The 25,986-nt window shown below is 63.2% G+C and carries 26 protein-coding genes; 16 read left to right on the forward strand and 10 right to left on the reverse strand.

From position 1 onward, the window contains the following. The first annotated feature begins 254 nt into the window (after window positions 1–254). From hemE to M2335_RS01275, 10 genes are all read left to right on the forward strand, one after another. On the forward strand, window positions 255–1,301 hold the full coding sequence (hemE, locus tag M2335_RS01230) for a uroporphyrinogen decarboxylase (RefSeq protein ID WP_413716090.1): 1,047 nt from the start codon (window positions 255–257) through the stop codon (window positions 1,299–1,301). A 140-nt stretch (window positions 1,302–1,441) separates the two neighbouring features. Then, window positions 1,442–1,882, forward strand: a complete 441-nt coding sequence (locus M2335_RS01235) for a CopD family protein (protein ID WP_264574951.1) — start codon at window positions 1,442–1,444, stop codon at window positions 1,880–1,882. A gap of 176 nt (window positions 1,883–2,058) precedes the next feature. Then, window positions 2,059–3,315 carry a transcription termination factor Rho gene (rho, locus tag M2335_RS01240; RefSeq protein WP_181561074.1) on the forward strand — a complete coding sequence of 419 codons (1,257 nt, stop codon included), beginning with the start codon at window positions 2,059–2,061 and terminating at the stop codon, window positions 3,313–3,315. Between the two features lie 28 nt (window positions 3,316–3,343). Then, entirely contained in the window at window positions 3,344–4,024 is a 681-nt protein-coding gene (locus tag M2335_RS01245; RefSeq protein ID WP_181561075.1) for a YjbE family putative metal transport protein, read from the forward strand. Between the two features lie 178 nt (window positions 4,025–4,202). Then, window positions 4,203–4,469, forward strand: a complete 267-nt coding sequence (locus M2335_RS01250; protein WP_264571637.1) for a DUF6489 family protein — start codon at window positions 4,203–4,205, stop codon at window positions 4,467–4,469. 23 nt (window positions 4,470–4,492) lie between these two features. Next, entirely contained in the window at window positions 4,493–5,788 is a 1,296-nt protein-coding gene (mnmE, locus tag M2335_RS01255; protein ID WP_264593530.1) for a tRNA uridine-5-carboxymethylaminomethyl(34) synthesis GTPase MnmE, read from the forward strand. A gap of 72 nt (window positions 5,789–5,860) precedes the next feature. Next, a complete protein-coding gene (mnmG, locus tag M2335_RS01260) occupies window positions 5,861–7,735 on the forward strand; it encodes a tRNA uridine-5-carboxymethylaminomethyl(34) synthesis enzyme MnmG (protein ID WP_264593531.1) in 1,875 nt (624 codons plus the stop codon). Continuing rightward, window positions 7,732–8,463, forward strand: coding sequence for a 16S rRNA (guanine(527)-N(7))-methyltransferase RsmG (gene rsmG / locus M2335_RS01265; protein WP_264593532.1), 732 nt, complete (start codon window positions 7,732–7,734; stop codon window positions 8,461–8,463). Before mnmG ends, rsmG begins: the two co-directional genes overlap by 4 nt. Continuing rightward, a complete protein-coding gene (locus M2335_RS01270) occupies window positions 8,460–9,242 on the forward strand; it encodes a ParA family protein (RefSeq protein WP_264571641.1) in 783 nt (260 codons plus the stop codon). Before rsmG ends, M2335_RS01270 begins: the two co-directional genes overlap by 4 nt. Next, window positions 9,239–10,171: a ParB/RepB/Spo0J family partition protein gene (locus M2335_RS01275; protein WP_264593533.1), complete on the forward strand. Its 933-nt coding sequence runs from the start codon at window positions 9,239–9,241 to the stop codon at window positions 10,169–10,171. The genes M2335_RS01270 and M2335_RS01275 overlap by 4 nt, the downstream gene beginning before the upstream one ends. Window positions 10,172–10,187: 16 nt before the next feature. Here the strand turns inward: M2335_RS01275 and kdsA are convergent, their stop codons facing one another. Genes kdsA through M2335_RS01295 form a run of 4 tightly spaced genes read right to left on the reverse strand, consistent with a single transcriptional unit; the run spans window position 10,188 to window position 15,877 of the window. After that, the gene (gene kdsA / locus M2335_RS01280; RefSeq protein ID WP_264593534.1) at window positions 10,188–11,024 is read right to left on the reverse strand and encodes a 3-deoxy-8-phosphooctulonate synthase; all 837 of its coding nucleotides are present in this window, start codon (window positions 11,022–11,024) and stop codon (window positions 10,188–10,190) included. 55 nt (window positions 11,025–11,079) lie between these two features. Beyond that, window positions 11,080–11,898, reverse strand: a complete 819-nt coding sequence (locus M2335_RS01285; RefSeq protein WP_264593535.1) for an SDR family NAD(P)-dependent oxidoreductase — start codon at window positions 11,896–11,898, stop codon at window positions 11,080–11,082. 27 nt (window positions 11,899–11,925) lie between these two features. Next, complete coding sequence (polA, locus tag M2335_RS01290) at window positions 11,926–14,724, reverse strand: DNA polymerase I (protein ID WP_264593536.1); 2,799 nt, start codon at window positions 14,722–14,724, stop codon at window positions 11,926–11,928. A 43-nt stretch (window positions 14,725–14,767) separates the two neighbouring features. Continuing rightward, window positions 14,768–15,877, reverse strand: a complete 1,110-nt coding sequence (locus tag M2335_RS01295) for a glycerophosphodiester phosphodiesterase (RefSeq protein ID WP_264593537.1) — start codon at window positions 15,875–15,877, stop codon at window positions 14,768–14,770. 178 nt (window positions 15,878–16,055) lie between these two features. Here M2335_RS01295 and M2335_RS01300 point away from each other — a divergent pair, with 178 nt between their 5' ends. From M2335_RS01300 to M2335_RS01310, 3 genes are read left to right on the forward strand one after another with little or no spacing between them, the layout of a single operon-like run. Then, the gene (locus M2335_RS01300; protein ID WP_181561084.1) at window positions 16,056–16,799 is read left to right on the forward strand and encodes a YebC/PmpR family DNA-binding transcriptional regulator; all 744 of its coding nucleotides are present in this window, start codon (window positions 16,056–16,058) and stop codon (window positions 16,797–16,799) included. Window positions 16,800–16,818: 19 nt separating this feature from the next. Then, complete coding sequence (ruvC, locus tag M2335_RS01305; protein ID WP_181561085.1) at window positions 16,819–17,310, forward strand: crossover junction endodeoxyribonuclease RuvC; 492 nt, start codon at window positions 16,819–16,821, stop codon at window positions 17,308–17,310. A 58-nt stretch (window positions 17,311–17,368) separates the two neighbouring features. Further along, a complete protein-coding gene (locus M2335_RS01310) occupies window positions 17,369–18,274 on the forward strand; it encodes a YdiY family protein (protein WP_264588136.1) in 906 nt (301 codons plus the stop codon). Between the two features lie 23 nt (window positions 18,275–18,297). On the opposite strand, the gene M2335_RS01315 is transcribed toward M2335_RS01310, so the two are convergent. Both M2335_RS01315 and M2335_RS01320 read right to left on the reverse strand, forming a co-directional pair. Beyond that, complete coding sequence (locus tag M2335_RS01315; protein WP_264577726.1) at window positions 18,298–18,636, reverse strand: DMT family protein; 339 nt, start codon at window positions 18,634–18,636, stop codon at window positions 18,298–18,300. Between the two features lie 80 nt (window positions 18,637–18,716). Further along, window positions 18,717–19,820 carry a fatty acid desaturase family protein gene (locus M2335_RS01320; RefSeq protein WP_413716091.1) on the reverse strand — a complete coding sequence of 368 codons (1,104 nt, stop codon included), beginning with the start codon at window positions 19,818–19,820 and terminating at the stop codon, window positions 18,717–18,719. A 159-nt stretch (window positions 19,821–19,979) separates the two neighbouring features. On the opposite strand from M2335_RS01320, the gene M2335_RS01325 reads away from it, so the two are divergent. Both M2335_RS01325 and M2335_RS01330 read left to right on the forward strand, forming a co-directional pair. Then, window positions 19,980–21,137 (forward strand): GNAT family N-acetyltransferase, encoded by a 1,158-nt coding sequence (locus M2335_RS01325; protein ID WP_264593538.1) that lies wholly within the window; start codon window positions 19,980–19,982, stop codon window positions 21,135–21,137. A 91-nt stretch (window positions 21,138–21,228) separates the two neighbouring features. Then, window positions 21,229–21,663, forward strand: coding sequence for a TIGR01244 family sulfur transferase (locus M2335_RS01330; RefSeq protein ID WP_264571649.1), 435 nt, complete (start codon window positions 21,229–21,231; stop codon window positions 21,661–21,663). 22 nt (window positions 21,664–21,685) lie between these two features. Here M2335_RS01330 and M2335_RS01335 read toward each other — a convergent pair whose 3' ends face one another. The 4 genes from M2335_RS01335 to M2335_RS01350 all read right to left on the reverse strand — a co-directional run bounded on the left by M2335_RS01335 (window position 21,686) and on the right by M2335_RS01350 (window position 25,065). After that, window positions 21,686–22,087 (reverse strand): MAPEG family protein, encoded by a 402-nt coding sequence (locus tag M2335_RS01335; protein ID WP_264593539.1) that lies wholly within the window; start codon window positions 22,085–22,087, stop codon window positions 21,686–21,688. 200 nt (window positions 22,088–22,287) lie between these two features. Further along, complete coding sequence (locus tag M2335_RS01340) at window positions 22,288–23,619, reverse strand: ammonium transporter (protein WP_181561092.1); 1,332 nt, start codon at window positions 23,617–23,619, stop codon at window positions 22,288–22,290. A 17-nt stretch (window positions 23,620–23,636) separates the two neighbouring features. After that, window positions 23,637–23,975, reverse strand: a complete 339-nt coding sequence (locus tag M2335_RS01345) for a P-II family nitrogen regulator (RefSeq protein WP_181561093.1) — start codon at window positions 23,973–23,975, stop codon at window positions 23,637–23,639. Between the two features lie 199 nt (window positions 23,976–24,174). Further along, window positions 24,175–25,065, reverse strand: coding sequence for a prephenate dehydratase (locus M2335_RS01350; RefSeq protein WP_264593540.1), 891 nt, complete (start codon window positions 25,063–25,065; stop codon window positions 24,175–24,177). Window positions 25,066–25,250: 185 nt separating this feature from the next. On the opposite strand from M2335_RS01350, the gene M2335_RS01355 reads away from it, so the two are divergent. Next, the gene (locus tag M2335_RS01355) at window positions 25,251–25,883 is read left to right on the forward strand and encodes a c-type cytochrome (protein WP_264593541.1); all 633 of its coding nucleotides are present in this window, start codon (window positions 25,251–25,253) and stop codon (window positions 25,881–25,883) included. Window positions 25,884–25,986 lie beyond the last annotated feature (103 nt).

Below are 25,986 nucleotides of genomic sequence, written 5' to 3' on the forward strand. Positions count from 1 at the left end.
GGACAGAACTGTGGATAACCGCCCCTCCTCATTTCATGCGCACTCACCCTGTCGGAACCCGATCATCTATCCACAGGCCCACCGGCTTGCCCACAGGCTGTGAATCATGGGGATGAGCCTGGTGACTCGTCGCACCTTCATGGATCCCTTCAGGTCAAGCTGTTGGCAAAAGGGTGATGAGCGAATAATGCCCGTTGTCCACTCCCCAACAGAATCCAACAACCTTCTCTTTTATATAAATAGGATATTGGTCTGTGCATGACTCGTCCGTGATCGATACCGGTGTGACGGCACCGCTGCTGAGCGTCCTGCGCGGCGCTGTTCCGGCGCGTCCGCCCCTGTGGCTGATGCGTCAGGCCGGGCGATATCTGCCGGAATATCGGGCTTTGCGTGCCGAGAAGGGCGGTTTCCTCGATCTTTGCTATGACAGTGAGTCCGCGGCCGAAGTCACCTTGCAGCCCATTCGGCGCTTCGGGTTCGATGGCGCGATCCTGTTTTCCGATATTCTGGTGGTCCCCCATGCTCTGGGTCAGGATCTCTGGTTTGAGGCCGGCGAAGGACCGCGCCTTGCCCCGCCGCTGGTCGAGGGCGAGCTGACAAGCCTCGTGCCAGCGCCACAGCGGCTGGCGCCGGTGATCGACACGGTCCGGCGCGTGAGGGCCGCGCTGGCCCCGCAAACGACGTTTCTGGGCTTTGCCGGCAGTCCCTGGACGGTGGCGACCTATATGGTCGCCGGGCAGGGCAGCAAGGATCACGCGGCCGCCCGTCGCATGGCCTATCAGCAGCCGGCGAAGTTCGGCGCGATCATCGATGCCATTATCGAAACGACGGTCGATTATCTCTCGGCCCAGATCGCGGCCGGCGTGGATGCCGTGCAGCTTTTCGATAGCTGGGCCGGTTCGCTTAGCCCGGCACAGTTCCGCCAATGGGTGATCGCGCCCAACGCGCGCATCGTCAAAGCCTTGAAGCTGCGCCATCCCGATACGCCGATCATCGGCTTTCCAAAGGGGGCAGGGGCCAAACTCGTCGCCTATGCCCAGGAAACCGGCGTCGATGCGCTGGGTCTCGATGAGACGCTCGATCCGGCCTGGGCGGCGCGTGAATTGCCCGCCCATCTGCCGCTGCAAGGCAATCTCGATCCGCTGGCGCTGATCGCGGGCGGGGAGACGCTGGATCGGGCGGTGGACGCCATTCTCGAGGCTCTGTGCGGCCGGCCGCACATCTTCAACCTGGGTCATGGCATCTTGCCAGACACGCCGATTGCCCATGTCGAGCAACTGGTGGCGCGCGTTCGCGGGTGATCGGCGGCTCTTGGAAAACGCAAGCCAGCGCCTCGCACCCCGTTTCAATTCCTGGTCGGCTGGCCTAGAAGGCTTGGCGATCGCGCGCGGTTGTTGAAGCACGACGAAGAGGTTCAGTCTCCATGTCCATCCTGCCCGGCATCGGCTTTCTCGGCGCTGCTTATCCGTGGGTTCTTGCCGCACATGTGATCTTCGTCATCTTCCTGATGGCCAGCCTGTTCATGATTCCGCGCTACTTCATCTACCATCATCAGACCGAGCCCGGCTCGGCCGAGGATCAGGCGTGGATCGAGCGTGAGACGCGGATGAAGCGCATCATCATGAACCCCTCGATCGTGCTGGTCTGGGTGCTGGGCCTGCTGCTGGCCTTTCAGACCGGGGCCTGGAGCGAGGGCTGGTTCCACGCCAAGCTGCTGCTGGTGATCATCCTGTCGGGCTTTCACGGCTGGATCGTGGGCTATTCCAAGAAGCTCGCGCGCGGCCTGCGCCCCTGGCCGGAAAAGCGCCTGCGCATGATCAACGAGGTGCCGGCGCTGCTCGTCACCCTGATCGTCATTCTGGTGATCGTCCGCCCGTTCTGAACGGCCCGTTGCGAGCGGTGAGAGCGCCATCGCTCTGCGCTTGACTTGGAATCGGCCAGTGCGTAATTCGGGGCGTTCCCTTTACAGGCGCTGACCTATGCGCCTGATTGCCCTCTCCAGGCATTCCGGCACAGTCATATTCCCTTTATTTTCACTCCCGCCGTCGGACCCAATCCATGCATCTTAAAGATTTGAAGCGCAAAGCCCCGGCCGAGCTGGTCGCCATGGCCGAGGAACTCGGCGTCGAGGGTGCCTCGACGCTGCGCAAGCAGGACCTTATGTTCGCCATCCTCAAGGAGCAGGCGGAAAATGGCGAGCAGATCATGGGTCTGGGCACTATCGAGGTGCTGGCCGATGGCTTCGGCTTCCTGCGCAGCCCTGAGGCGAATTATCTGGCCGGCCCGGACGACATCTATGTCTCGCCCAATCAGGTCCGCAAATTCGGCCTGCGCACCGGTGATACGGTCGAAGGCGAGATCCGCGCACCCAAGGATGGCGAGCGCTATTTCGCGCTGACCAAGCTCGTCTCGGTCAATTTCGACGATCCCGATGTGGTCCGTCACCGCGTCAATTTCGACAATCTGACGCCGCTTTATCCCGACGAGAAGCTGCGGCTCGACACGCTTGATCCTACGATCAAGGACAAGTCGGCCCGCGTCATCGACATTATTGCGCCGCAGGGCAAGGGCCAGCGCGCGCTCATTGTGGCGCCGCCGCGGACCGGCAAGACCGTACTGCTGCAGAACATCGCCAAGGCGATCACCGACAATCATCCCGAGGTCTTCCTGCTGGTGCTGCTCATCGACGAGCGGCCGGAGGAAGTCACGGACATGCAGCGCAGCGTGAAGGGCGAGGTGGTTTCCTCCACCTTCGACGAGCCCGCGACGCGCCACGTCCAGGTCGCCGAAATGGTGATCGAGAAGGCCAAGCGCCTTGTCGAGCACAAGAAGGATGTCGTCATCCTGCTCGATTCCATCACGCGCTTGGGCCGCGCCTACAACACCGTCGTTCCCAGCTCCGGCAAGGTGCTGACCGGCGGTGTCGATGCCAACGCCCTGCAGCGCCCGAAGCGCTTTTTCGGCGCAGCGCGGAACATCGAGGAGGGTGGCTCGTTGTCGATCATCGCCACGGCACTCATCGATACGGGTAGCCGCATGGACGAAGTGATCTTCGAGGAGTTCAAGGGTACCGGTAACTCGGAAATCGTCCTGGATCGCAAGGTCTCGGACAAGCGCATCTTCCCGGCGCTGGATGTCGGCAAGTCCGGCACTCGCAAAGAAGAACTGCTGGTCGAGAAGGACAAGCTCTCCAAGATGTGGGTGCTGCGTCGTATTCTCATGCAGATGGGCACGATCGACGCGATGGAATTCCTGCTCGACAAGATGAAGGATTCCAAGACCAACGAAGATTTCTTCGCCACGATGAACCAGTAACGCATTTCAACAGGGGTTACGCGCTGCCATGGCTGAAATCTGGTCCCATATCGTCTCGGACGTCTCCACGCTGTTCTCGGGCGATATCAGCGCCTGGTCCGCGTTCGTCAAAGTTCTGTTGATCGACGTCGTCCTGGCCGGGGACAATGCCATCGTCATCGGCGCGCTCGCGGCGGGATTGCCGGCGCATCAGCGCCGGATGGTCATCTTCATCGGTATCATTGCCGCGCTGGTGCTGCGCATCGCCTTTGCGCTCGTGGTCACGCAGCTCATGCAGATCATCGGGCTGATTTTTGCCGGCGGCATCCTGCTCCTGTGGGTATCCTGGAAGATGTACCGCGAGATCGTGCAGGGGGCGGGGCACAATGCCGGCTCGCCTGAGGTCGAGGGTGACGAGCATTCCGGGCTTCGTCCCGCGAAGAGCTTCATCGGCGCGGCTTGGGCTGTGGCGGTGGCAGACGTCTCCATGAGCCTCGACAATGTGCTGGCGGTGGCCGGTGCAGCCCGCGAGCACCCCGGCATTCTGATGATCGGCCTGGTCTTTGCAGTCGCTCTGATGGGAATCGCTGCGAATATAATCGCGAAGTATATTGAGCGCTATCGTTGGATTGCCTGGATCGGCTTGCTGGTCATTCTCTATGTGGCCGCAACGATGATCTACACCGGCATCACAGACAAGGATATCGGGCTGCTCCAGCTCTTCGCCTGAGCCGAGAGGCAAATCGCTAAGCAGGAACCGGCAGCGCTCAGGAAAGGAGCGCTGCCGGTTTCCTTGTTTCTGGCTGACCGTTGCCGGGAGATATCGCCGGCCGAGGGCAATTTGCTAGCGAAATGAGCTCCGATGCGGCATGTCAGACCCACCCTATCTCGCGCGGAGCCCTGCCATCATGAAGTTCAAGGTCGATGTTGAGTGCACCCCGGAAGAGGCACGGTCGTTTCTCGGTCTGCCTGATCTGAAGCCGATCCATGATCTTTATATTCAGGCGGTGCTCGATACGATGAGCGGCCAGACCAACCTTGAGCAGATGGAGCGGATGTTCCGCAGCATGTCGCCGCTGGGTGATGCGGGCATGAAATTGTTTTCCAGCCTCATGGATATTGGCATGGGCGCGGCGGGCGCTGGCTCTCCTGCAAAATCCAAGAATGACGGCTGAGTTTTCACGTGGTTTGACGGTCGATGACGGATCGGGATACGATTTTTGCGCTCTCCAGCGGGCAACTGCCCGCCGCCATTGCGATCCTCCGGGTATCTGGACCTCTCGCGCTTAAGGCTGCTCGGATCATAACAGGCCGAGACGCACCAGCGGCTCGGCAAGCGGCGTTGCGGCGATTTTTCGATCCGGCGAATGGCGACTTGCTCGATGAAGGTTTGCTGATTTGCTTTCCCGGGCCCAATACAGAGACCGGCGAAGACATGGCCGAATTCCAATGCCATGGCTCCCATGCGGTGGTGCGGGCGTTGGAAGCGGCTCTGGCTGCCATGCCGGGCTTTCGGCGGGCAGAGGCCGGCGAGTTTACCCGGCGCGCCTTTCTGAGCGGCAAAATGGATCTCGCCGGGATCGAAGGCTTGGGCGATTTGATCGCGGCAGAGACTGCGCTGCAACGGCGTGCTGCCATGGCGATGATGGGTGGAGCGTTCTCCCGCAAGATTGAATCCTGGACGACAGACCTTCGACTGCTCGCCGCACAGATCGAGGCTCAGCTCGATTTTTCCGATGAAGGGGACGTATCGGGCGCGGACCTCGCGCGCATCACAGCCGCAGCGATTGAGATCAGCGCAGACATGCGTAAGGAACTGCAGCGTCCCTCCGCGGACCGATTACGAGATGGTATTCGCGTCGCCATTGGCGGTCCGCCCAATGCTGGCAAGTCGTCCCTGTTCAACCAGCTGGTCGGACGCGATGCTGCGATTGTCTCCCCTCATGCGGGAACGACCCGCGATGTGATCGAGGCGTCAGTCGCCCTCAATGGCATCGCATTCGTATTATCTGACTCGGCGGGACTGCGCGAAGCCGGTGACGAGATCGAGCAGATCGGCATCGGCCGCGCGGAAGCCCTTTTGGCCGAGGCTGACATCGTGCTGTGGCTAGGGCGGCCTGAAGAGGCGCCATTAGGTCGGGGGGCATTGGTGCAGGTCGCTGCGAAAGCCGATCTTGCTCTAGCAGATCGCGCGGCGTCGCGCCTCCACGTATCGAATGTGACAGGTGAAGGGATTGATTCTCTCATTGAAAAACTGTGTACATTGGCCGGCAGCATGCTGCCGCTCCCCGGCGACTACGCGCTGTCACAGCGCCAACGAGCAGTCATAAAACGAGCAGTTGACGCTTTGAATGCCTGCACTGGTGAGTCAGACGAAATCCTAGTTGCAGAGAATCTTCGGCAGGGGCTGGCCGCTCTGGATGAATTGACCGGGCGCACCACGACTGAGCTTGTGCTGGACGAGGTGTTTCGCGGCTTCTGCATCGGCAAATAGTTGTTCCACGTGGAACGTCGGCCTGTCCGCAATGCTTTGACGCTCTTTGATGTGGCCGCTAGGGGCTGGGACATGAGCAAGCATGCGCAAGCCATGTTCGATGTCATCGTTGTCGGCGGTGGCCATGCCGGCACGGAAGCTGCGGCCGCTGCCGCGCGCCGCGGCGCGCGTGTCGCTTTGGTAACGGCCGATCCGCGCCGCATCGGGGAAATGTCGTGCAATCCTTCAATCGGGGGGTTGGGCAAGGGCCACCTCGTACGCGAAGTGGATGCCCTGGATGGGTTAATGGCGCGCGCCGCAGACAGCGCAGCGATCCATCGCCGAATGCTCAATGCCAGCAAGGGCGCCGCTGTTCGCGGCCCGCGTGTTCAGGCCGACCGCCGGAAGTACCGCGCAGCCATTCAGAGTATGATCGCGGCGCAACCGGGCCTCTCGATCATTGGCGGTGAAGTGGCGGCATTGGATGTCGGCCCTGCCGGGGCTTTGAGCGGGGTTGTGCTCGCGGATGGACAGAAGCTGGGCGGACAGGCCGTTGTCCTCACGACCGGAACATTTCTGGGCGGGCTGATGTTCAGGGGCGCGGAGCGAGTTGTCGGTGGGCGGATCGGTGAGCATGCCGCGAGCGCCTTGGCTCAGCAGTTGCGAGACCTCGATCTCCCAATGGGCCGCCTCAAGACGGGCACACCGGCCCGTCTGAATGGACGCACGATCGATTGGGCCCGACTGGAAGAGCAACCGTCAGATCTCGACGCCTGGTCGATGTCCTATCTAGGCTTCTGTGATAGCGAACAGCTGCCGCAACTTCGCTGCGCCATCACCCGGACCAACGCCGAGACCCATCGCATCATCCGCGATAACCTCGGTCTTTCACCCCTGTTTTCGGGTGATATCGAGGGGCGCGGACCACGCTATTGTCCCTCAATCGAGGACAAGATTGTCCGCTTTCGAGACCGGGAGGGCCATCAGGTCTTCCTTGAGCCCGAGGGTCTGGATGATCATCTTGTCTATCCCAATGGCCTAAGTTCGTCCCTGCCGACGGACGTGCAGATTGCATTCCTCCGATCCATGGAAGGGATGGAACAAGTCGAGGTCGCCGTTCCCGGTTACGCGGTCGAGTATGACCATATCGACCCGCGCGCTCTGGATCGGACCCTTTCGCTCCGCGCCATGCCTTCGCTCTTTCTGGCCGGTCAGATCAATGGCACCACCGGCTATGAGGAGGCTGCGGCACAGGGGCTTGTGGCGGGCGCGAACGCGGCCGCTCATGCCTTGGGTCTTGATCCTTTGCTGCTTGACCGGGCAGAAAGCTATATTGGCGTTCTTATCGACGATCTCTGCCTGCAGGGGATCACCGAACCCTATCGAATGCTGACCGCGCGCGCCGAATTCCGGCTGCGACTGCGTGCGGACAACGCTGCAACGCGACTGACGCCGACGGCTGTTCGGCTTGGCTTGGCAAGCGCAGCCCGAACGACCTGGTGGCACGAGCGGGAAGAAGCACGCGCGGCGCTCGCTGGCGTGTTGGAGAAGCAAGTGTCCGGCACTGATTTACGCACAGCAGGGGCAGATGTTCGCGACGATGGTGTCCGCAGATCCCTTGCCGAGTGGGCTCGTTTCCCGGCAGTGGCGCGCGGGCATCTTGCCAAATATGCGCCGGCCCTGGAAATGGGAGAAGACGGCCTTGTCGAAGAGCTTTTGCAGGACGCGATCTATGCGCCTTACGTCGAAAGGCAGGACGCGGAAGTGAGGGCCCTCCGCGCCAATGACGCCATTGCGCTGCCCGCCGACCTCGATTTTTCTACGGTTGGCGGTTTGAGCACAGAGATGGTCGAACGGTTGACCCTCGCGCGCCCCGAGACGCTTGGTGGTGCCGCCCGGGTCAGGGGAATTACGCCGGCAGCTTTGGCGGCGCTCCTCGTCGCTGCGCGGACTGGTCGGGCTGCATGACAGAGGAAGAGGCGCAAGCCTGGCTCGCTGATCGTGGCTGGTGGGATGGTATAGCGGGAGACCGGCTGCGGACGTTCGTGGGCCTCGTGCTGGAAGAAGCCGACCGGCAGAACCTCATCTCCGCTGCGACTAGGGCATCCATTTGGGCGCGGCATATCGTGGACTCTGCGCAATTGTTGAGCCAGGCGGCGTCGACGGAAGCGCCCACAGATGGAATATGGCTAGACCTCGGGACCGGTGCAGGGTTTCCGGGGCTGGTCGTCGGGTGTTTGCGCGACGCGCCAATTCGCTTGGTAGAGGTTCGTCCCTTGCGAGTCGCTTTCCTTAAACGCTGTACGGAATCTCTCGGTCTTGATCACGTGGATGTGGTTCAATCGAAGGTGGAATCGGCCGGATTTGATCGGCCCGCCGCCGTGATTACTGCCCGTGCTTATGCGCCTTTGGATCGACTGCTCACCACAGCGCATCATTTGGCGGACGAAAACACCATCTGGCTGCTCCCCAAGGGCCGGAGCAGTGAGAAGGAACTGGAAATTGTCCGGCCGCACTGGCAAGCTGTGTTTCACGTGGAACAAAGCGTCACGGACGCCGAAAGCGCCATTCTAACAGTCCGCCAGCTGAAAAAACGTGTCACGATCAGAGCGACCGATAAAAAGCCGAGCAGTTCGAGACGGAATGGCAATAGGCGCAAAGCGGCGACGTCTGCGGGGCCGAAAGGACAGTCATGATCAGCATTGCAATCGCGAACCAGAAAGGCGGCGTTGGCAAAACCACCACGGCGATCAATCTCGCTACTGGCTTGGCTGCCACTGGTCACCGCACCCTGCTGATCGATCTCGATCCGCAGGGCAATGCTTCCACGGGGATGGGGGTCACGACGAAGGATCGCGCGCGGTCGAGCTACGATTTGCTGATGGGCGATTGTGATCTCGATGACGCTGTTATTCGCACAGTGGTGCCGGGCCTGGATCTCATTCCCGCCACGCAGGATCTCTCAGGGGCGGAGATCGAACTAATCGATGTCGAGCAACGAACTCACCGTCTCGCCAACGCTCTGAACAATGCGGAAGCCGGTCGTTGGGAAGTCTGCCTGATCGACTGCCCGCCGTCGCTCGGGTTGCTAACGGTCAATGCCATGGTCGCGGTGCAATCGATCCTTGTGCCGCTGCAATGCGAGTTCTTTGCCCTTGAGGGCCTGTCGCAGCTGCTCCAGACTTTCGAGCGCATTCGTGCACGGTTCAATCCGGACCTCTCGATCCTCGGCGTCGCGCTGACGATGTACGATCGCCGGAATCGGCTGACCGATCAGGTCGCGGACGATGTGCGGGCCTGTCTCGGCGACCTCGTGTTCAAGACGGTCATCCCGCGCAACGTCCGCCTCTCGGAGGCCCCCAGCCACGGGCTGCCTGCCCTTATCTACGACATGCGCTGCGCTGGATCGGAAGCCTATATGGCGCTCGCGCGCGAACTGATCGAGAAGCTTCCCAAGGAGACCGTAGCGGCATGAGCGACGCAGATGTATCCGGCAAGCCGCGCCGTTTGGGGCGGGGTCTTTCCGCCTTGCTCGGTGAAGTCGAACGCGACGTATCGGTGTCCGAAGAGGGCCGGGCCGGGGCGGATAGCGGGGCAGGCGATGCGGACCGGCCCAAGGCCGTCCGCTTTCTTGAAATCGTGCGTGTGTCGCCGCATCCCGATCAGCCGCGGCGACATTTCGACGAAGGTGCCCTCTCTGAACTCGCAGACAGCATCCGCGAGCGAGGAATCATCCAGCCCATCGTTGTGCGACCGCTTGGGAATGATCGCTATCAGATCGTCGCGGGTGAGCGTCGCTGGCGCGCTGCGCAGAAGGCGCAGCTTCACCAGATTCCGGCAATCATCCGCGATTTCACCGAGGCAGAAACGCTCGAGATTGCGCTGGTTGAGAACATCCAGCGAGAGGAGCTGAACCCGATCGAGGAGGCGCAAGCCTATCAGCGCCTGATCAATCAGTTTCACCACACGCAGGACGCGCTGGCCCGGATCGTCGGCAAATCACGCAGTCATATTGCGAACCTGATCAGGTTGCTGGATCTCCCGGAGCCTGTTCAGGAGCTCGTGATGACTGGGGCCCTGTCCATGGGTCACGGGCGCGCCCTTATCGGCTCCGCCGATTGCGCGGAACTAGCAAAAGATGTCGCCTCCAAGGGCCTGTCTGTTCGCGAAACCGAGCGCTTGGTTCGCTTGGCACGTGAAGGAAAAACTGCGCCACGTGCTGAGGGGCGGCCCGCATTGGGCCGTGATCCCGATCTGATCGCCATGGAACAGCATCTGTCTGATCTGCTCGGCCTGCGCGTCGGCATTAATCATGAGGGCGGTAAGGGGACTTTGACCCTGCAATATTCCAGCCTCGAACAGCTGGACATGATCTGCCAGAAGCTGACCGGCGGCGGCTTCTAATCGCCTCCTTCGGGCGTCAGCGTCGCTTGGCCAGCGCGTCAAAAGCCTGAAGGTCGCGGAGAAGCGTTGGCAGGTCGCGCAACGGCACCATGTTCGGTCCGTCGCTCGGCGCGCAGTCAGGGTCTTCATGCGTTTCGATGAATATGGCCGCGACGCCGATCGCAACCGCAGCGCGCGCCAGCACGGGCACAAACCGCCGTTCACCGCCTGAGCTTTCTCCGCGTCCGCCCGGCTGCTGGACACTGTGGGTGGCATCGAACACGACCGGGCAACCCGTCTCTGCCAGAATCGGGAGCGCCCGCATGTCGCTGACCAATGTGTTGTAGCCAAAGCTTGCGCCCCGTTCGGTCACCATGACCTGATCGTTTCCGGCCTTGCGCAGCTTGCGCACGACATTCGCCATGTCCCAAGGAGCCAGAAATTGGCCCTTCTTGACGTTTACGACGCGGCCTGTCGCGGCAGCAGCCAGCAAGAGATCGGTCTGCCGGCAGAGGAAGGCCGGAATCTGGAGGACATCCACCACCTCAGCGACTGGCGCGCATTGCGCCGCATCATGCACATCAGTGATCACCGGGCAGCCGAACTGCGCTTTCACCTCTGCAAACACATCCAGCGCTTGGGCTAGGCCGATGCCGCGCGGCGCATCCACGGAGGTGCGGTTCGCCTTGTCGAAGCTGCTCTTGTAGATGAGCGGCATTCCAAGCGCGCTGGTCATCTCGAGAAGGGCCTGCGCCGTCTCCAGCGCATGCGCCCGCGATTCCATCGCGCATGGCCCGGCGATCAAGGCGAGAGGGCGGTCATTTGCGATGCGCATCTGCCCTATGGTGATGCTGCCCGGTGCTGTCTGTGTCATGCATTCCGCATAGCTGGACTGCGCGATCCCGCAAAGCCTGCGCAGCGCCCACGCATCACAGGGGAGGCTGGCCGTTTATCCCTTCTGCTCCCAGACAGGCGGCGAGACCCCTGCGATAATCTGGAAACCGCGGCTCCCAGCCGAGCAGGCGTTTCGCCTTGCCATTCGCGACACGCCGGTTCTCGCTATAGAAAGCCCGTGCGGCCGGAGACAGGCCCGCATCTTCCAAAGATTGCATGGGCGGGACAGGAAGGCCGAGGAGGGCACAGCCGAACGCGATGACGTCATTCTGAGAACAGGGCATGTCGTCGGCGAGATTATAGATGCCGGAAGGCCCAGCCATGCCTGCCAGTACGCCAAAGACAATATCTTCCACGTGGACTCGGCTGAATATCTGATCCGGGAGGTCTATTCTGCGGGCCCGGCCTTCGCGAATCCGATCCAAGGCACTGCGCCCCGGGCCGTAAATCCCGGGTAACCGAAACACCCGAATGCGCGCGCCAAGCTCCTGCCACGCCAGATCAGCAGCGGCGCGTGCATTGCGCCGGCCTTGGCCGACGGGTGCGCTTTCATCCACCCATGCGCCGCCGGTATCCCCGTAGACCCCGGTCGAGGACAGATAGCCGATCCAACCGGCAGGTGCTTCTTCCAGCAAGGCACCGTAGCGCTGCAGCACGGGATCGCCTTCGTCCGTTGGAGGAACAGAGGACAGGATGTGGGTCGCCCGGCGCATGGCGTTCGTGACCGCCGAGTCGTCATCGAATGCGATCGTGCCGGCACGCCCGGTCGCCTCGACCGTCCAACCGCGCGATCGGAGCGCCTCGGCGAGCCGTGTAGCGGTGTAACCCAGTCCAAAGATCAGCATGTGGGGCATCAGGTCGATATCCGCATATGGCTGCGCCTAATGGGCAGCGCCCCAGCTCGATCCGGTCCCGATTTCCACGCCAAGCGGCACGGTGAGCTTAACGAGTGGCTCTGCGGCGCTGGCCATGACAGACCGGATGATCGGTGTGGCGGCCGCCACATCGTCCTCCGGCAGCTCAAACACCAGCTCGTCATGGACCTGCAGCAGCATCTTCACCCGGTCCAGTCCGGCATCGCGAAGAGCCGGACCCATGCGCACCATCGCGCGCTTGATGATGTCTGCGCTGGTCCCCTGAATAGGGGCGTTGATCGCGGCGCGCTCCGCACCCTGGCGGACGTGCTGCACCGGCGATTTGATCTGGTTGAACCAGGTCTTGCGGCCGAACAGCGTGGTCGTGTGCCCCGTAGAACGCACCTTCTCCAACGTCTCATTGATATAGGCCGAGATGCCGGGGAAGCGGTCGAAATAGCGGCTGATCATGGCCTGTGCTTCGTCCGCGTCGATCTCCAGACGGGCCGCCAGCCCCCAGCGAGAGATGCCATAGAGAATGGCGAAGTTGATGGTCTTGGCCCGCGCACGCGTCTCGCGGTTCATCTCGCCGAACAGCTCCTGGGCAGTCGCCGCGTGAATATCCTCGCCGCGCAGGAAGGCGTCCCGCAACTGCGGCACATCGGCCATGTGGGCCGCGAGGCGGAGTTCGATCTGGCTGTAGTCCGCAGCCAGGATCACATTGCCCTGTTCGGCAATGAAGGCATCGCGAATCTGGCGACCGGTTTCGGTGCGGATCGGGATGTTCTGCAGGTTCGGGTCGGTCGAGGAGAGGCGGCCGGTCTGCGCGCCGGTCAGCGAGTAGCTGGTGTGGACGCGACCGGTATCGCGGTTGATCTGGGCCTGCAGGGCGTCGGTATACGTCGATTTGAGCTTCGAAAGCTGGCGCCAGTCCAGCACCAGGCCGGCGATCTTGACGCCATCCGCCTTCATCCGCTCGAGTACGGTCACGTCCGTGGAATAAGCGCCGGACTTGCCCTTCTTGCCGCCCTTAAGACCCATTTTCTCGAACAGAATCGCGCCCAGCTGTTGGGTCGATCCGATGGCAAAGGGCTGGCCGGCCTCAGCGTGAATCTCTTCTTCCAGCCGCGCCATTTCCTGCGCGAACCGGCCGGAGAGCCGGGAGAGATGATCCCGGTCCACCTTGATGCCGCTGCGCTCCATGCCGGCGACCACCGGAATGAGTGGGCGGTCCACCAGCTCATAGACCCGGGTCGCGCCTTCCTGGGCGAGGCGGGGCTTGAACCGCGTCCACAGCCGCCAGGTCACGTCCGCATCCTCGCCGCCATAGCGTGTGGCGGCATCGAGCGGCACCTGCGCAAAGCTGATCGCCTTCTTGCCGGTGCCGGTGACGTCCTTGAAGCTGATGCACGTATGCTCAAGCACCGCGTGCGCAACCTCATCCATGCCGTGGCCGGCAAGGGACTGCCCGGCATCGAGATCGAAGCTCATCACCAGCGTGTCGTCAAAGGGCGCGACGGACAGCCCATGCCGGGCCAGCACGTTGAGATCATATTTGATGTTGTGGCCGATCTTCAGCACGCTCGCATCGGCAAACAACGGGCGAAGGCGGGCGATGGCGTCCGCCATGGGAATCTGCGGCGGCGCTTCGGCGAACATGTCGTCGCCGCTGCGGTGGCCGAGTGGGATATAGCAGGCCGTGCCGGGGGCCGTGGCGAGGCAGATGCCGACCAGATTGGCAGCCATGCTGTCGAGGGAATCCGTCTCCGTATCGATGGCGATGATGCCGCTGGCGTAGGACTGCGCGATCCAAGCATCCAGCCGCTCCAGCGTCGTCACCGTCTCGTAGCTCTCGCAGTTGATCGGGGGCAGGGGGATGAAATCCGGCGTCGTCGGGTCGAGCGCGGCGTCCACGACCGCCTCGGCGACGGGATCCGCCGTCTGCCGGCCCGGCGCATGGCTGGCCATGCGGGCCAGCAGCGCCTTGAAGCCCTGATCCTCAAGAAAGGCGCGCAGCGGCTCGGCGGGGATGCCATCCAGCTTGAGATCATCGAGCGCGTGCGGCAGCGGCACTTCGCAGTGGAGCGTAACCAGTTCGCGCGAGAGGCGGGCGAGCTCGGCATGCTCGATCAGCCGCTCCTTGAGCTTGGATGGCTTCATGTCCGGCGCTGCGGCGAGCACCGCATCCAGGTCGCCATATTCCCCGATGAGCTTCGCAGCGGTCTTCGCGCCGACGCCGGGCACGCCGGGGACATTGTCGACGCTGTCGCCCATCAGGGCCAGCACATCGCGCAGCTGCTCGGGTGCGACGCCGAACTTATCCTGCACATAATCGGGGCCGCGCCGCTCGTTCTTCATGGTGTCGAGCATGTCCACGCCGGGCTGGATGAGCTGGGCCAGATCCTTGTCGGAGGAGACGATCGTCACGTCCCAGCCCTGCGCCACCGCCTGGCAGGTGTAGGTGGCGATGATATCGTCGGCTTCGAATCCGGCTTCCTCGATGCAGGGCAGCGAAAAGGCGCGGGTCGCCTCGCGGATCAGCGGAAACTGCGGGATCAGGTCTTCCGGCGGCGGCGGCCGGTGGGCCTTGTACTGATCGTAAAGATCGTTGCGGAAGGTGTGCGAGCCCTTGTCCAAAATCACTGCGAGATGGGTCGGCCCCTCCTCCTTGTCCAGCGCGTCGGCGAGCTTCCATAGCATCGCCGTATAACCATATACCGCGCCGGCGGGTGTGCCATGGCGGTTGGTGAGCGGTGGAAGCTGGTGATAGGCGCGAAAGATGTAACTCGAGCCATCGACGAGATAGAGATGATTGCGGGAAGCCATGCGGAGCGGGATAGCGCGGCCACGGGCGGGAGGCCAGCGCCGATCAGGCTCCATCCACGGCGAGGCGCCCCAGAGCCGGGTCATCGGTGAAGAAGCCATCCACCCCAAGCGACAGGTAGCGCCGGATCTCTGCCACCGAGCCGCCCTCATGTCGGGCATTCTCGCCACCGGGACCGCGCAGATCGCTGGGCAAGAAGCGGTTCTCGGGCCGGAAGGTGTACAGATAGACGCGCAGCCCGGCGGCATGGGCATCGGCCACAAGGCGGGTCGGCTGGGCGAGGCGGCCTTCGGCGTCCAGCGGCATGACCGAGCGCGAGGAGGGGCCGACGGCATCGGCATAGCCGGCAATGGCGGCGAGCCCGGCTGGCGATGCCATATCGCCATAAGTTGTCTTCAGCCCGGCGAGGGCGGCATCGGCGGGCTGGCGATCGAATGTCTCGAACAACTGGAGCAGCTGGATGTTCGTCGGCCGACCGATTTTCTGCCGAATGGCGCGCAGATTGGTGGTTTCGAACGACTGAATCACGATCGGGCAGCGGCGCGTATAATCGTGGCCGGCCAGCGCCCTGAGCAGGACGTCTTCAGGCGGCAGGCCGATGCTGGCCAAGTATGTGGAGTGCTTGATTTCCGGAATCAGGCCGATCGTCCTGCCTTGCGTGCCCGCCTGCGCCGCGACGAAGGCGATGATCTCGTCCAGCGTCGGGATGGGGAACTGGCCGTCGTAGCTTTGGCTTTCCGGGCGGATGGCACCCAATCGCTCCACGGCACGCAGGGTCTTGAGTTCCGCGAGCGAAAAATCCTCGGTGAACCAGCCGGTGACCGCCTCGCCATCGATCTGCTTTGTGGTCCGGCGGTCTGCAAATTCTGGGCGCTTTGCCACATCGGTGGTGCCGCCGATCTCGTTTTCATGTCGCGCAACGAGCACGCCGTCGCGCGTCATCACCAGGTCCGGCTCGATGAGATCCGCGCCGTCCGCAATGGCCCGGCCATAAGATTCCAGCGTATGCTCGGGCCGCAGGGCGCTCGCGCCGCGGTGAGCGAATACGAGAGGCTGGTTGCCGTCGAGCGTCTGAGCGCGCCCCGTCTCTCCGCCGAGAGCAGGGGTCGCCAAGGCCGCGACGCCCAGACCGATGGCATCCCTTCGGGTCAACATTCCACCTCCATCGCGAGAGTCAGGACGGGCACGAGCCTATGCGTCGTGCTGGCGCATCTTCGTGACAGGACGATGGCGCTCATTTTGCCTCCTGCCCTCGCGCCCGTTGCCTGATTGGACTTGCCGCGATAGGAGGCCCCCAAGAAAAATCCGGATCACATAATCGAAGGAGCCGGCCGTGGCAGGCCATAGCAAATTCAAGAACATCATGCACCGCAAGGGCGCGCAGGACAAGAAGCGCTCGGCTATGTTCTCCAAGCTCTCGCGCGAGATCACCGTCGCGGCCAAGATGGGCGCGCCGGACCCGGACATGAATCCGCGTCTGCGTCTGGCCATCAACGCGGCCAAGGCGCAGTCCATGCCCAAGGACAACATCCAGCGCGCGATCGACAAGGCGAGCAAGGGTGACGCGGAGAATTACGAGGAAGTGCGCTATGAGGGTTACGGCCCGGGTGGCGTGGCGATCATCGTCGAGGCGCTGACCGACAACCGCAATCGTACTGCGACGAACGTCCGCACGGCCTTCTCCAAGAATGGCGGCAATCTGGGTGCGTCCGGCGCGGTGAGCCATGGGTTCGATCGCATGGGCCTGATCACCTATCCGGCCTCCGTCGGCGATCCGGACGCCATCTTCGAAGCTGCGCTTGAAGCGGGCGCGGACGATGTATCGTCGAACGACGATGAACACGAGATCTGGACGGCCATGGATGCCCTGCACGAGGTCGCCAAGGCGCTGGAGGACAAGCTCGGCGCCGCAGCGAGCGCCAACCTCGCGTGGAAGCCGCAGACCACTGTGGAACTGGACGAGAGCAATGCCGGCACGCTGCTCAAGCTCGTCGACGCGCTGGATGATGACGATGACGTTCAGACCGTCTGGGGCAATTACGAAGTTCCCGACGACGTGATGGAAAAGCTGGGGTGATCGCCCGCATCTTGCGGTCATGATCATTCTGGGTCTCGACCCCGGCCTTGGCACCACGGGCTGGGGCCTGATCCGTGCGCAGGGCAATCGCCTGTCTCATATTGCCAATGGCCAGATCCGCACCGCAGCGAGCGATGCCTTGCCCGCCCGGCTGGTCGCGCTCGATGCGGCGCTGGCGGCCCTCATCGCGGAACATCGGCCGGCGGAAGCGGCGGTCGAAGAGGTGTTCATCAACACCAACCCGCAATCGACCCTCAAGCTGGGGCAGGCGCGGGGTGTTATTTTGCTCGGCGCCGCGCGCACCGGCATACCGGTCGGCGAATATGCGGCCCGGCTCGTCAAAAAAGCCATTGTGGGCGTGGGCAATGCGAGCAAGGATCAGATCCACGCCATGGTGATGCGGTTGCTGCCGGGAACGAGTGTGGTCGGTCCTGATGCAGCAGATGCACTTGCCGTCGCCATCACCCACGCGCATCTTCGCGCCAGTCGGCGGCTCGAACGGGGCGAGTGAGGTCTGGAAGCCGTCCCCGTGCGGGACGGGCGTGCCATCGTTGTAGAAGGAGTTGGGCATGAGGTCGGCCCGAAGGGTTGGTGTGCTGGCAATCATCGCAAGCAGCATCGCGGCTGGACCCGCAGCGGCCGAACTGCCGCCATCGGTCAAGGCCATGCTGGATGCCGCCATCGCAAGCGGGGATGCCGGGGCGCTCGCCACCGTCGCGCGCTTTGCCAAGCAGACGCATCCCGACAATGCCGCGGAGATCGACGAGAAGATTCAGGCGCACAAGGCCGCCATTGATGCCGAGCGGGAAGCCCGGCTGAGGCAGGCGAGCTTCTTTCACGCCTGGTCAGGCAGTGGCGAACTGGGTGGCTTTATCACCACCGGCAATACCGAAAGCTCCGGCATCAGCGCAGGTCTCTCGCTTGAACGGCGTGGGATCGACTGGTTGCACAAGTTCCGCGCCAATGTCGACTATCAGCGCAGCGATGGCGTCACGACGCGCAACCAGTGGCTGGCAAGTTATGAGCCCAACTTCACCCTGAACGACGCGATCTACGCTTATGGGCTCGCGACATACGAGAAAGACCGGTTCCAGGGTTTTTCGGACCGCACCACGGCCTCGGGCGGCGTCGGTGTGCGGCTGGTGCGGCAGGCCGATTTCAGTCTGGACATCAAGGGCGGACCGGCTTGGCGGCACACCGTCGGGATCGACGAGCCCGATACGACTGAACTGAACACGCTCGCCGCCGCCGATCTGCGCTGGCAGATTTCACGCGCCTTCGAGCTCAAGAACAATGCCCAGGCGGTGTGGAGCTCCGGCAATAGCAGCTATGCGAACACCACTGGCCTCACCGGCAAGCTCAACGGTTCGCTCTCCGCGCGGCTCTCCTATGCGGTGCGCCATGAGACGTCGCCGCCCGCAGGCTCGGAGATGACGGATACGATTACGCGCGCGACGCTGGTCTACGATTTCTGACGCGCGCCTCGCTGCTGCCAGCGTCAGGCCTTGCCCCAGAAGAGGAACGCCACCGCGCCGATGAGGCAGGCCAGCGCACCGAAATGGCGCCAGTGGAGCGGTTCACCCAGAAAGGTGACCATGAAGACGCCGAAAACGGTCAGCGCGATGACTTCCTGCGTGATCTTGAGCTGGCCGGCGCTCCAGCCGCTGGCATAGCCGATGCGATTGGCCGGCACCGCAAAGCAATATTCAAAAAAGGCGATGCCCCAGCTGATCAGGATGACCAAGGCGAGCGGTTTGCTCATGCCGCCCTTGAGATGCCAGTACCAGGCCGTGGTCATCAGGATGTTGGAGGCGAGCAGCAGCGCGATCGTGGGCATGAAGCCCAAATGGCAGGTTCGCCGTGGGAAGGCGATGGGGAAAATACGCCGCTCGGGAGCGTGATTTTCCCCGGTGGTGACTATCGCGCGACCATCGTGCTCCGCGCGATCCGAACGACCAGTGGGACCATGCCGGGATAGTTGGCCCGATCATAGGTCGACCCCGCGCCCAGATGCTGCGCGATCCGGCGATGGGCCTCGCCCAGCGCATGATAGGGCATGCTCGGCAGCAAATGGTGAAGCGCGTGATAGCGCAGACCGACCGGTGCCCAGAGCGCGGCCAGTGGCGCGGGTGGCGGCACATTGACGGAATCGAGGAACTGGCCGGTCACCGTCATCGTCTCGCCTTCATTCTCCCAGAGATGGGCGACCAGCGTGCGGAGCTGATTGGCGACCATCGCAACCGAGAGAATCGCGATGTAGGTGAGCAGCGGACGCCAGCCGAGCAGCGGCACGCTGGCGATGAGCGCCATCGACCACAGGCTGGTCCCGGCTTCCTGCCAGGCCCACATCCGCGCAAAGTCACCCTCCGGTGCCCGGCGCCGATAATCTGGATTGATGGACAAGGCCGAGTAGCGCTCCACGATGAACCGGCGCAGCGGGGGAATGACGAGGCTGAGCGGTGCCAGCACGCCGAAGCGCACGATGAACGCCACCGGGGCCAGAGCAGCCACGAGGATGAACAGCGGCAGGCTCCACGGCTTCATCAGCGCAAGCGGCAGATATTCCGGGTCATCGATGGTGCCATAGCGCGTCTTGGCATGATGCTGGGTGTGCACGCCCTCATAGAGAAAGGAGGGGAACAGCAAGGGAATGCCGATCAGCAGGTTCCACGTGAAACGAAAGCCCGGCAGCGCACCCGCCCGGATGTGCGTCAGTTCGTGGATGAAACTCGTCGCCCGATACAGTGCGAGAGCGGAAATCAAGCCAGCGAGGGCCACCACCCAACCTTGCGAGGCCAGCATGGCGAGCGCCATAGCCGCGTAGCCGATCAGCGCGGAGGCCAGGAAATCGGGCCAGTAGATGCCGGGCCGCGCGGTTGCCAGATCGCGCGTCAAATCCACGGCGGCGCGGAGCATCGCCATATCATCGGGCGTGGTTGCCAACGCAGGGCCCGCTGCGGCGGGGGCCTTGCCGGCTGGCGCGGACGGCGCGGCGTCCAGTCTCTGGTCGATTGCGGTCATGCAAAGGGGTCCTATCGGTCGAATGAGCACAGATCATGGCAGCAATGTGATTTTGTTCTGCCGCCACGGCGCGCGGCTTGACAAATCCGCCGCCAGTTCCGCAGTGCTGTGCCCTCTCAGCAGCGCTTCATCGTCGAAGCGCGGGACAGGGGTATCGCCGTGACGTCAGCCGATTTAGTGATCACTCCCGTCTCCGGCAAGGCCGACATGGCGGCGTTCATCGATTTGGCATGGACCATCTATGCCGATGATCCCCATTGGGTGCCGCCGCTGAAGAGCGAAGTGCGCGGCCTGCTGACACCGGGCAAGAACCCGTTTCACGAACATGCCGAGCATCAATATTTCCTCGCGCGGCGCGGTGGCAAGGTCGTCGGGCGCATCAGCGCGCATATCGATCATCTCGCCATTTCCATGCCTGCCGAGCAGGGCATGGGGCCGGGGACAGGCAATTTCGGCATGTTCGAAGCCATGGATGAAGCAACCGCGCACGCGCTGATCGCGACGGCGGAAGGCTGGCTGCGCGAGCGGGGGATGACCCGGGTGCTCGGCCCGATCTCGCTCTCCATCTGGGAGGAGCCAGGCCTTCTCGTGAAGGGCTTCGACCATTCCCCGACGGTGATGATGGGCCACAACAGGCCGGAATATCGCGCCTGGATCGAATCGGCTGGCTATGCCCATGCCAAGCAGCTCGATACTTATGAGCTCGACATCACGCAGGAATTTCCGCCGCTGATCCAGCGGATCGTCCAATCCGGCGAGCGTAACGAGCGCATTCGCATTCGCCATGTCGACAAGAGCGAGTTCGACCGGGATGCGGCAATCATCCTGCACATTCTCAACGATGCCTGGGGCCGCAACTGGGGCTTTGTGCCGATTACCGACCATGAGGTTGCGCATTTCGGCAAGGCGCTCAAGCCGCTGGTGTTCGAGGATCTGATTCGCATCGCTGAGCTGGATGGCGAGCCGGTGGCCTTCATGATGACGCTGCCGGACATGAACGAAGCGCTCGCCCGCCTTAACGGCACGCTCTTCCCCTTCGGCTGGGCAAAGCTGCTCTGGTGGCTGCGCAAGCCCAAGGTCCGCACCATGCGCGTGCCGCTGATGGGCGTGGTCCAGCGGCTCCAATCCTCGCGCATGGCGAGCCAGCTGGCCTTCATGATGATCGAATATATCCGCCGCGATGCCATCACCCATTATGGCGCGACGCGTGGGGAGATCGGCTGGATCCTCGATGATAATCAGGGCATGAAAGCCATTGCCGAGGCGATCGAGAGCCGCATTAACCGCAGCTATGTGATCTACCAGAAGGCGCTTTGACCGCTTCGCAAATCCGTACCGGCAACCCCTCTCTTGCGCGCAGGGGACTGCCGGGCCTAGGGACGGGCAAGGCCCTTATCGGAGACACGCCATGTTGCGGCAACTGACCCCATCCCTATTCGTCGCCCCGCAGATCGATGCGGATGTCGTGGCGCAGGCTGCGGCGATGGGCATCTCGCTCATCGTGAACAACCGACCCGAGGGTGAGTCCGCAGACCAAACCTCCGGCGACACGATCGAGGCGGCGGCGCGGGCGGCGGGGCTCGATTATGTCGCCATTCCCGTCTCGCATAGCGGCTTTGCGCCCTGGCAGCTCGATGCGCTGGATGAGGCACTCGCGAAGAATGGCGAGGGCAAGGCGCTCTGTTATTGCCGCTCCGGCACCCGCAGCACGCTGCTTTGGGCCTTGGCGCGGGCGCGGGCGGGCGATTCGCCCGATGTCCTGGCCGAGCAGGCGGCCGCGGCGGGCTATGATCTCTCGCCTATTCGCGAGATGATGCACGCACTGGCCAACCAGAGGGGCTGACGGCCCCCGCCAGCACTCCTGTTCAGAACGCGAGGCGTAGCGCCGGCCAGAGCAGCATCAGCACGCCGATCATGCTGATGCCGAATACCATCGTCCGCACCACGGGAACCCCTGCAGCATAAAGCGGCAGATACACGATGCGCGCGCCGAGCCAGAGCGCGGCGCCAATGGCCGTCCACCGATCGAACAGGTCGAGCTGCGCATCGATGAGGATGGCGATGGCGACGATCGGAAAGGTCTCGAAATAATTTGCCTGCGCTCGCGCCAGCCGCCCGACGAGGGGCTTGGGCTCGGGCAGCGACTGATCGCGCGCGCCGACATTCCAGGCGGTGCCATATTGCGCGGTCTTGGCCCGCACGGCGGCGAAGATGTGAACGAGGGCCAGCAGGCAGCCCCAGGCCAGAATGATCAGTTCAATCGGCATCGTTCAGTCTCCTCATCGGGCGTCTTTCGCCGGACGAGGAATAGGACGGTCAGGCGCGAAATGAAATTGCCGTGTCCGGGAAGGCAATCGTCAGCTTGCGGGAGCCCGAAAAAAAAAGGCCGGCGCTTTCACGCCGGCCCAGGGATGTTCGCAGGAGGAACAACGGACGGCGGGGACCTTTCGCCCCCGCCGAATTCGGATCAGTTGTAAGCGCGCTCGCCGTGCTCGCCGAGGTCGAGGCCTTCCTGCTCGACTTCGGTGCTCACCCGCAGGCCGGTGAGGGCCTTGGCGATGAACATGGCGATGACGGTGCCCACGGTGGCGATGACGATCGTGGCAAGCACGGCCGTGATCTGCGTGACCAGCTGGCCGCCCATCGCATAGTCGGCGCCACCAGGGCCGCCGAGGGAGGGCGAATAGACCACTGCGGTGCCGATGGCGCCGATGATGCCGCCCACGCCGTGGATGCCGAAGGCGTCGAGCGAGTCGTCATAACCCAGCGCCGGCTTCACCTTCGCGACGAAGAAGTAGCAGACGATGGAGGCAACGGCGCCGAGAACGATGGCACCGAACGGACCGGAGTTGCCCGCAGCGGGTGTCACGGCGACGAGGCCGGCGATGATGCCCGAGCAGAAGCCGAGAGCCGAACCCTTGTGGCCCATCACGCGCTCGGTGAGCATCCAGAAGAGACCGGCCGAGGCGGTGGCGACGAAGGTGTTGATCATGGCGAGAGCCGCAGAGCCATTGGCCTCAAGCGCGGAACCGGCGTTGAAGCCGAACCAGCCGACCCACAGCAGGCCGGTGCCGACCATGGTCAGCGTCAGGCTGTGCGGGGGCATCGGCTCGCTGGGGAAGCCCTTACGCTTGCCGAGGATGAGGGCGGCGACCAGTGCGGAAACGCCCGCATTGATGTGCACCACCGTACCGCCGGCGAAGTCCAGAGCACCCATGGCGAAGAACACGCCGCGCGCTTCCCAGACCATGTGGGCGACCGGGAAGTAGACGATGGTCAGCCAGACGATGGCAAAGACCATGATGGCCGAGAACTTCATGCGCTCGACGATGCCGCCAAGCACGAGGGCGATGGTGATCGCGGCGAAGGTCATCTGGAAGCTGACGAACACATATTCCGAGATCACTTCAGACGTGAAGGTCGCGGCGGTCGAATCCGGCGTGATGCCAGCAAGGAAGAACTTGCCCCAGCTGATGAACTGATTGCCTTCAGGACCGAAGGCGAGGCCGTAGCCGTACATCACCCAGATGAGCATCGCGAGCGCCGCTACGGCCCCGATCTGCGTCATGGTGGCGATCATGTTCTTGGAACGCGTCAGGCCGCCGTAGAACAGGGCGAGGCCGGGCAGGATCATGAGGAGAACGAGGACGGTGGACGTCATCATCCATGCGTTGTTACCCGGATTGGGAACGGCAGGCGCGGCTTCCGCTGCGGCCTCCTGCGCCCATGCGGGCAAGGCGGCGAAGAGCGAAAGGCCCAGAGCCCCCGCCGCGCCGCAGAATGTCTTGAAAGGTGTCATGCGTTACCCCCTTTAACTTACAGCGCGGTTTCGCCGGTTTCGCCGGTGCGGATGCGGATGGCTTGCCCCACGTCGAGGACGAAGATCTTGCCATCGCCGATGGCGCCGCTGTTGGCGGCCTGCTGCACGGCTTCCACAACACGCGGCGCGAGGGCATCGTCACAGACGACCTCGACCTTGATCTTCGGGACCATGTTGGTGGAATATTCCGCACCGCGGTAGATTTCGGTCTGGCCCTTCTGGCGGCCAAAACCCTTCACTTCACTTACTGTCATGCCAGCCACGCCCAGCGCAGAGAGAGCTTCACGCACCTCGTCCAGCTTGAACGGCTTGATGATTGCCATAATGAGTTTCATCTCTTGCGCCCCCATTGGTTGCAGGGGAATGCTAAGCAAGATCTGTGCCAAATCATAAACGAGGCGTTAAAGCGGTCGGCAGTCGGGCCTCGTTGAGGCGATTGCCTCAAATTGAGGCGGCATGCGTGGCCACTGCTTAAAAAGTACGCACAGAGCGTTCGCGATTAAAAGCTAGATAGGGCCCCGACGCCCCGCGACGTCAGATCGAGCGGGAGCGGCCCTGCGGATAACTGCCCAGCAGACGGACCCATTTGCTGTGGAACGCCAGTTCTTCCAGCGCGCGATCGACGGCGGGGTCGCCCGGCATCCCCTCGATATCGGCGTAGAATTCCGTCGCCGAGAAGCTGGCGCCGCGCTGATAGCTCTCCAGCTTGGTCATATTGACCCCGTTGGTCGCAAACCCGCCCATTGCCTTGTAGAGCGCGGCGGGGATGTTTTTCACCTCGAAGAGGAAGCTCGTCATCACCGGCCCGTCACGCGAAGGCATGATCGCATCGCGGCCCAGCACGACGAAGCGCGTCATGTTGTCGCTGCTGTCCTCAATCTTCTCATCATGGATCGTGAGGCCATAGAGTCGCGCGGCGAGCGAGGGCGCAATTGCCGCTGCGCCGGGCTCGCGGACCTCGGCGACCAGCGCGGCCGCGCCGGCGGTGTCGGCATAGACGATCGGGCGGATGCCACGGCTGCGCAGATATTTCCGGCACTGCCCCAGCGCCTGCACATGGCTGAGCGCGCTGACCGGCGGCGTATCGTCGGCGCTCATCAGGCTGTGGTGGATGGGGAGGAAATATTCGTCGATGATCGACAGGCCGGACTCGGGCAGCAGGAAGTGCATGTCCGCAACCCTCCCGTGCAGCGAATTCTCGATGGGAATCATCGCGCGGTCGGCGCGGCCATCGCGCACGGCATCCAGCGCGTCTTCGAAGCTGAAGCAGGGCAGGGGCAGGCCGTCCAGCGCAAAATCCATCACAGCCAGATGCGAATTGGCGCCCGGCGCGCCCTGAAAGCTGATCGCACGCTCAGGCGCGCGCGCGGCGGCGTCCGTCATCTCGGCGACAAGGCGCTGCGCGGGGAGCGGATAGGTGTCCATGATGGCCGCTGCGCTTAGGGCTTTGGGCCCTGCCGCGCAAGGCACCGGCGCATGTGTCGCGACACAGGCCTTCCGACAGGCTTGCACCCGCGCAATGCAGTCATTAAGGGGAGCGCCGACGGGCACCGGCAGCGCCGCGATTGAGGAGGTCGCGCGTCGGGTAGATTTCTGGAGATTGAGGGCGCATGAGCGATCGTTTCAATACCATTGCAGGCTGGGCACTGTTTGGCGGCATCATTGCGCTTGGCAGCGGCATTGTGAGCAGCAAGCTGTTTCACGCCGAGCGTCCCGAGCCGATGGGCTACGCGATCGAGGGCGTTGAGGCGGAAGGCGAGGGCGGTGCGTCCGGTCCTTCGCTGAACACGCTGCTCGCCTCGGCGGACGTGGCGGCTGGTGAGAAGGTCTTCGCCAAGTGCGTGGCCTGCCACACGGTCAATCAGGGGGGCGCCAATGGCATCGGCCCCAACCTCTGGGCCATCGTTGGCGACCCGATCGGCCATGGCCGTGGCGGCTTCGCTTTCTCGGATGCGCTCAAGAAGGTGGGCGGCAACTGGACCTTCGAGCAGCTGGATCACTGGCTGACCTCGCCGCGTTCGTTCGCCAACGGCACAAAGATGAGTTTCGCCGGTCTCAGCAAGCCTGAAGATCGGGCCAATCTGATCGCCTATCTCAACACGCAGGGCTCGAACCTGCCTCTCCCGGCTGCCGATGCACCTGCCGAGGCTCCTGCGGCAGAGGGCGGTGCCGACAATGCAGGCAATGCGGCGGAAGCGGGCGCTGAGGGCGCTGCCGCCAACGCTGCGACGCCGCACGAATAATCCCGTTAGCCAGAGCCCGGCTTGGGTTCGGGTCAAATATTCAAGCAGGCGCGGGGCAACCCGCGCCTGCTTTTGTTATCCGGCCCGCTGTTATCTGGCCCGC

The sequence above is a fragment of the Sphingobium sp. B12D2B genome (genome assembly GCF_025961775.1).
GTDB lineage: Bacteria > Pseudomonadota > Alphaproteobacteria > Sphingomonadales > Sphingomonadaceae > Sphingobium.

Coding starts and splice junctions, on each gene's coding strand:
- rho (WP_181561074.1), top strand. CDS start 2,059: ATGCATCTTAAAGATTTGAAGCGCAAAGCCCCGGCCGAGCTGGTCGCC.
- M2335_RS01245 (WP_181561075.1), top strand. CDS start 3,344: ATGGCTGAAATCTGGTCCCATATCGTCTCGGACGTCTCCACGCTGTTC.
- M2335_RS01250 (WP_264571637.1), top strand. CDS start 4,203: ATGAAGTTCAAGGTCGATGTTGAGTGCACCCCGGAAGAGGCACGGTCG.
- mnmE (WP_264593530.1), top strand. CDS start 4,493: ATGACGGATCGGGATACGATTTTTGCGCTCTCCAGCGGGCAACTGCCC.
- mnmG (WP_264593531.1), top strand. CDS start 5,861: ATGAGCAAGCATGCGCAAGCCATGTTCGATGTCATCGTTGTCGGCGGT.
- rsmG (WP_264593532.1), top strand. CDS start 7,732: ATGACAGAGGAAGAGGCGCAAGCCTGGCTCGCTGATCGTGGCTGGTGG.
- M2335_RS01270 (WP_264571641.1), top strand. CDS start 8,460: ATGATCAGCATTGCAATCGCGAACCAGAAAGGCGGCGTTGGCAAAACC.
- M2335_RS01275 (WP_264593533.1), top strand. CDS start 9,239: ATGAGCGACGCAGATGTATCCGGCAAGCCGCGCCGTTTGGGGCGGGGT.
- kdsA (WP_264593534.1), bottom strand. CDS start 11,024: ATGACACAGACAGCACCGGGCAGCATCACCATAGGGCAGATGCGCATC.
- M2335_RS01285 (WP_264593535.1), bottom strand. CDS start 11,898: ATGCCCCACATGCTGATCTTTGGACTGGGTTACACCGCTACACGGCTC.
- polA (WP_264593536.1), bottom strand. CDS start 14,724: ATGGCTTCCCGCAATCATCTCTATCTCGTCGATGGCTCGAGTTACATC.
- M2335_RS01295 (WP_264593537.1), bottom strand. CDS start 15,877: ATGTTGACCCGAAGGGATGCCATCGGTCTGGGCGTCGCGGCCTTGGCG.
- ruvC (WP_181561085.1), top strand. CDS start 16,819: ATGATCATTCTGGGTCTCGACCCCGGCCTTGGCACCACGGGCTGGGGC.
- M2335_RS01310 (WP_264588136.1), top strand. CDS start 17,369: ATGAGGTCGGCCCGAAGGGTTGGTGTGCTGGCAATCATCGCAAGCAGC.
- M2335_RS01315 (WP_264577726.1), bottom strand. CDS start 18,636: ATGCCCACGATCGCGCTGCTGCTCGCCTCCAACATCCTGATGACCACG.
- M2335_RS01320 (WP_413716091.1), bottom strand. CDS start 19,820: ATGACCGCAATCGACCAGAGACTGGACGCCGCGCCGTCCGCGCCAGCC.
- M2335_RS01330 (WP_264571649.1), top strand. CDS start 21,229: ATGTTGCGGCAACTGACCCCATCCCTATTCGTCGCCCCGCAGATCGAT.
- M2335_RS01335 (WP_264593539.1), bottom strand. CDS start 22,087: ATGCCGATTGAACTGATCATTCTGGCCTGGGGCTGCCTGCTGGCCCTC.
- M2335_RS01340 (WP_181561092.1), bottom strand. CDS start 23,619: ATGACACCTTTCAAGACATTCTGCGGCGCGGCGGGGGCTCTGGGCCTT.
- M2335_RS01345 (WP_181561093.1), bottom strand. CDS start 23,975: ATGAAACTCATTATGGCAATCATCAAGCCGTTCAAGCTGGACGAGGTG.
- M2335_RS01350 (WP_264593540.1), bottom strand. CDS start 25,065: ATGGACACCTATCCGCTCCCCGCGCAGCGCCTTGTCGCCGAGATGACG.
- M2335_RS01355 (WP_264593541.1), top strand. CDS start 25,251: ATGAGCGATCGTTTCAATACCATTGCAGGCTGGGCACTGTTTGGCGGC.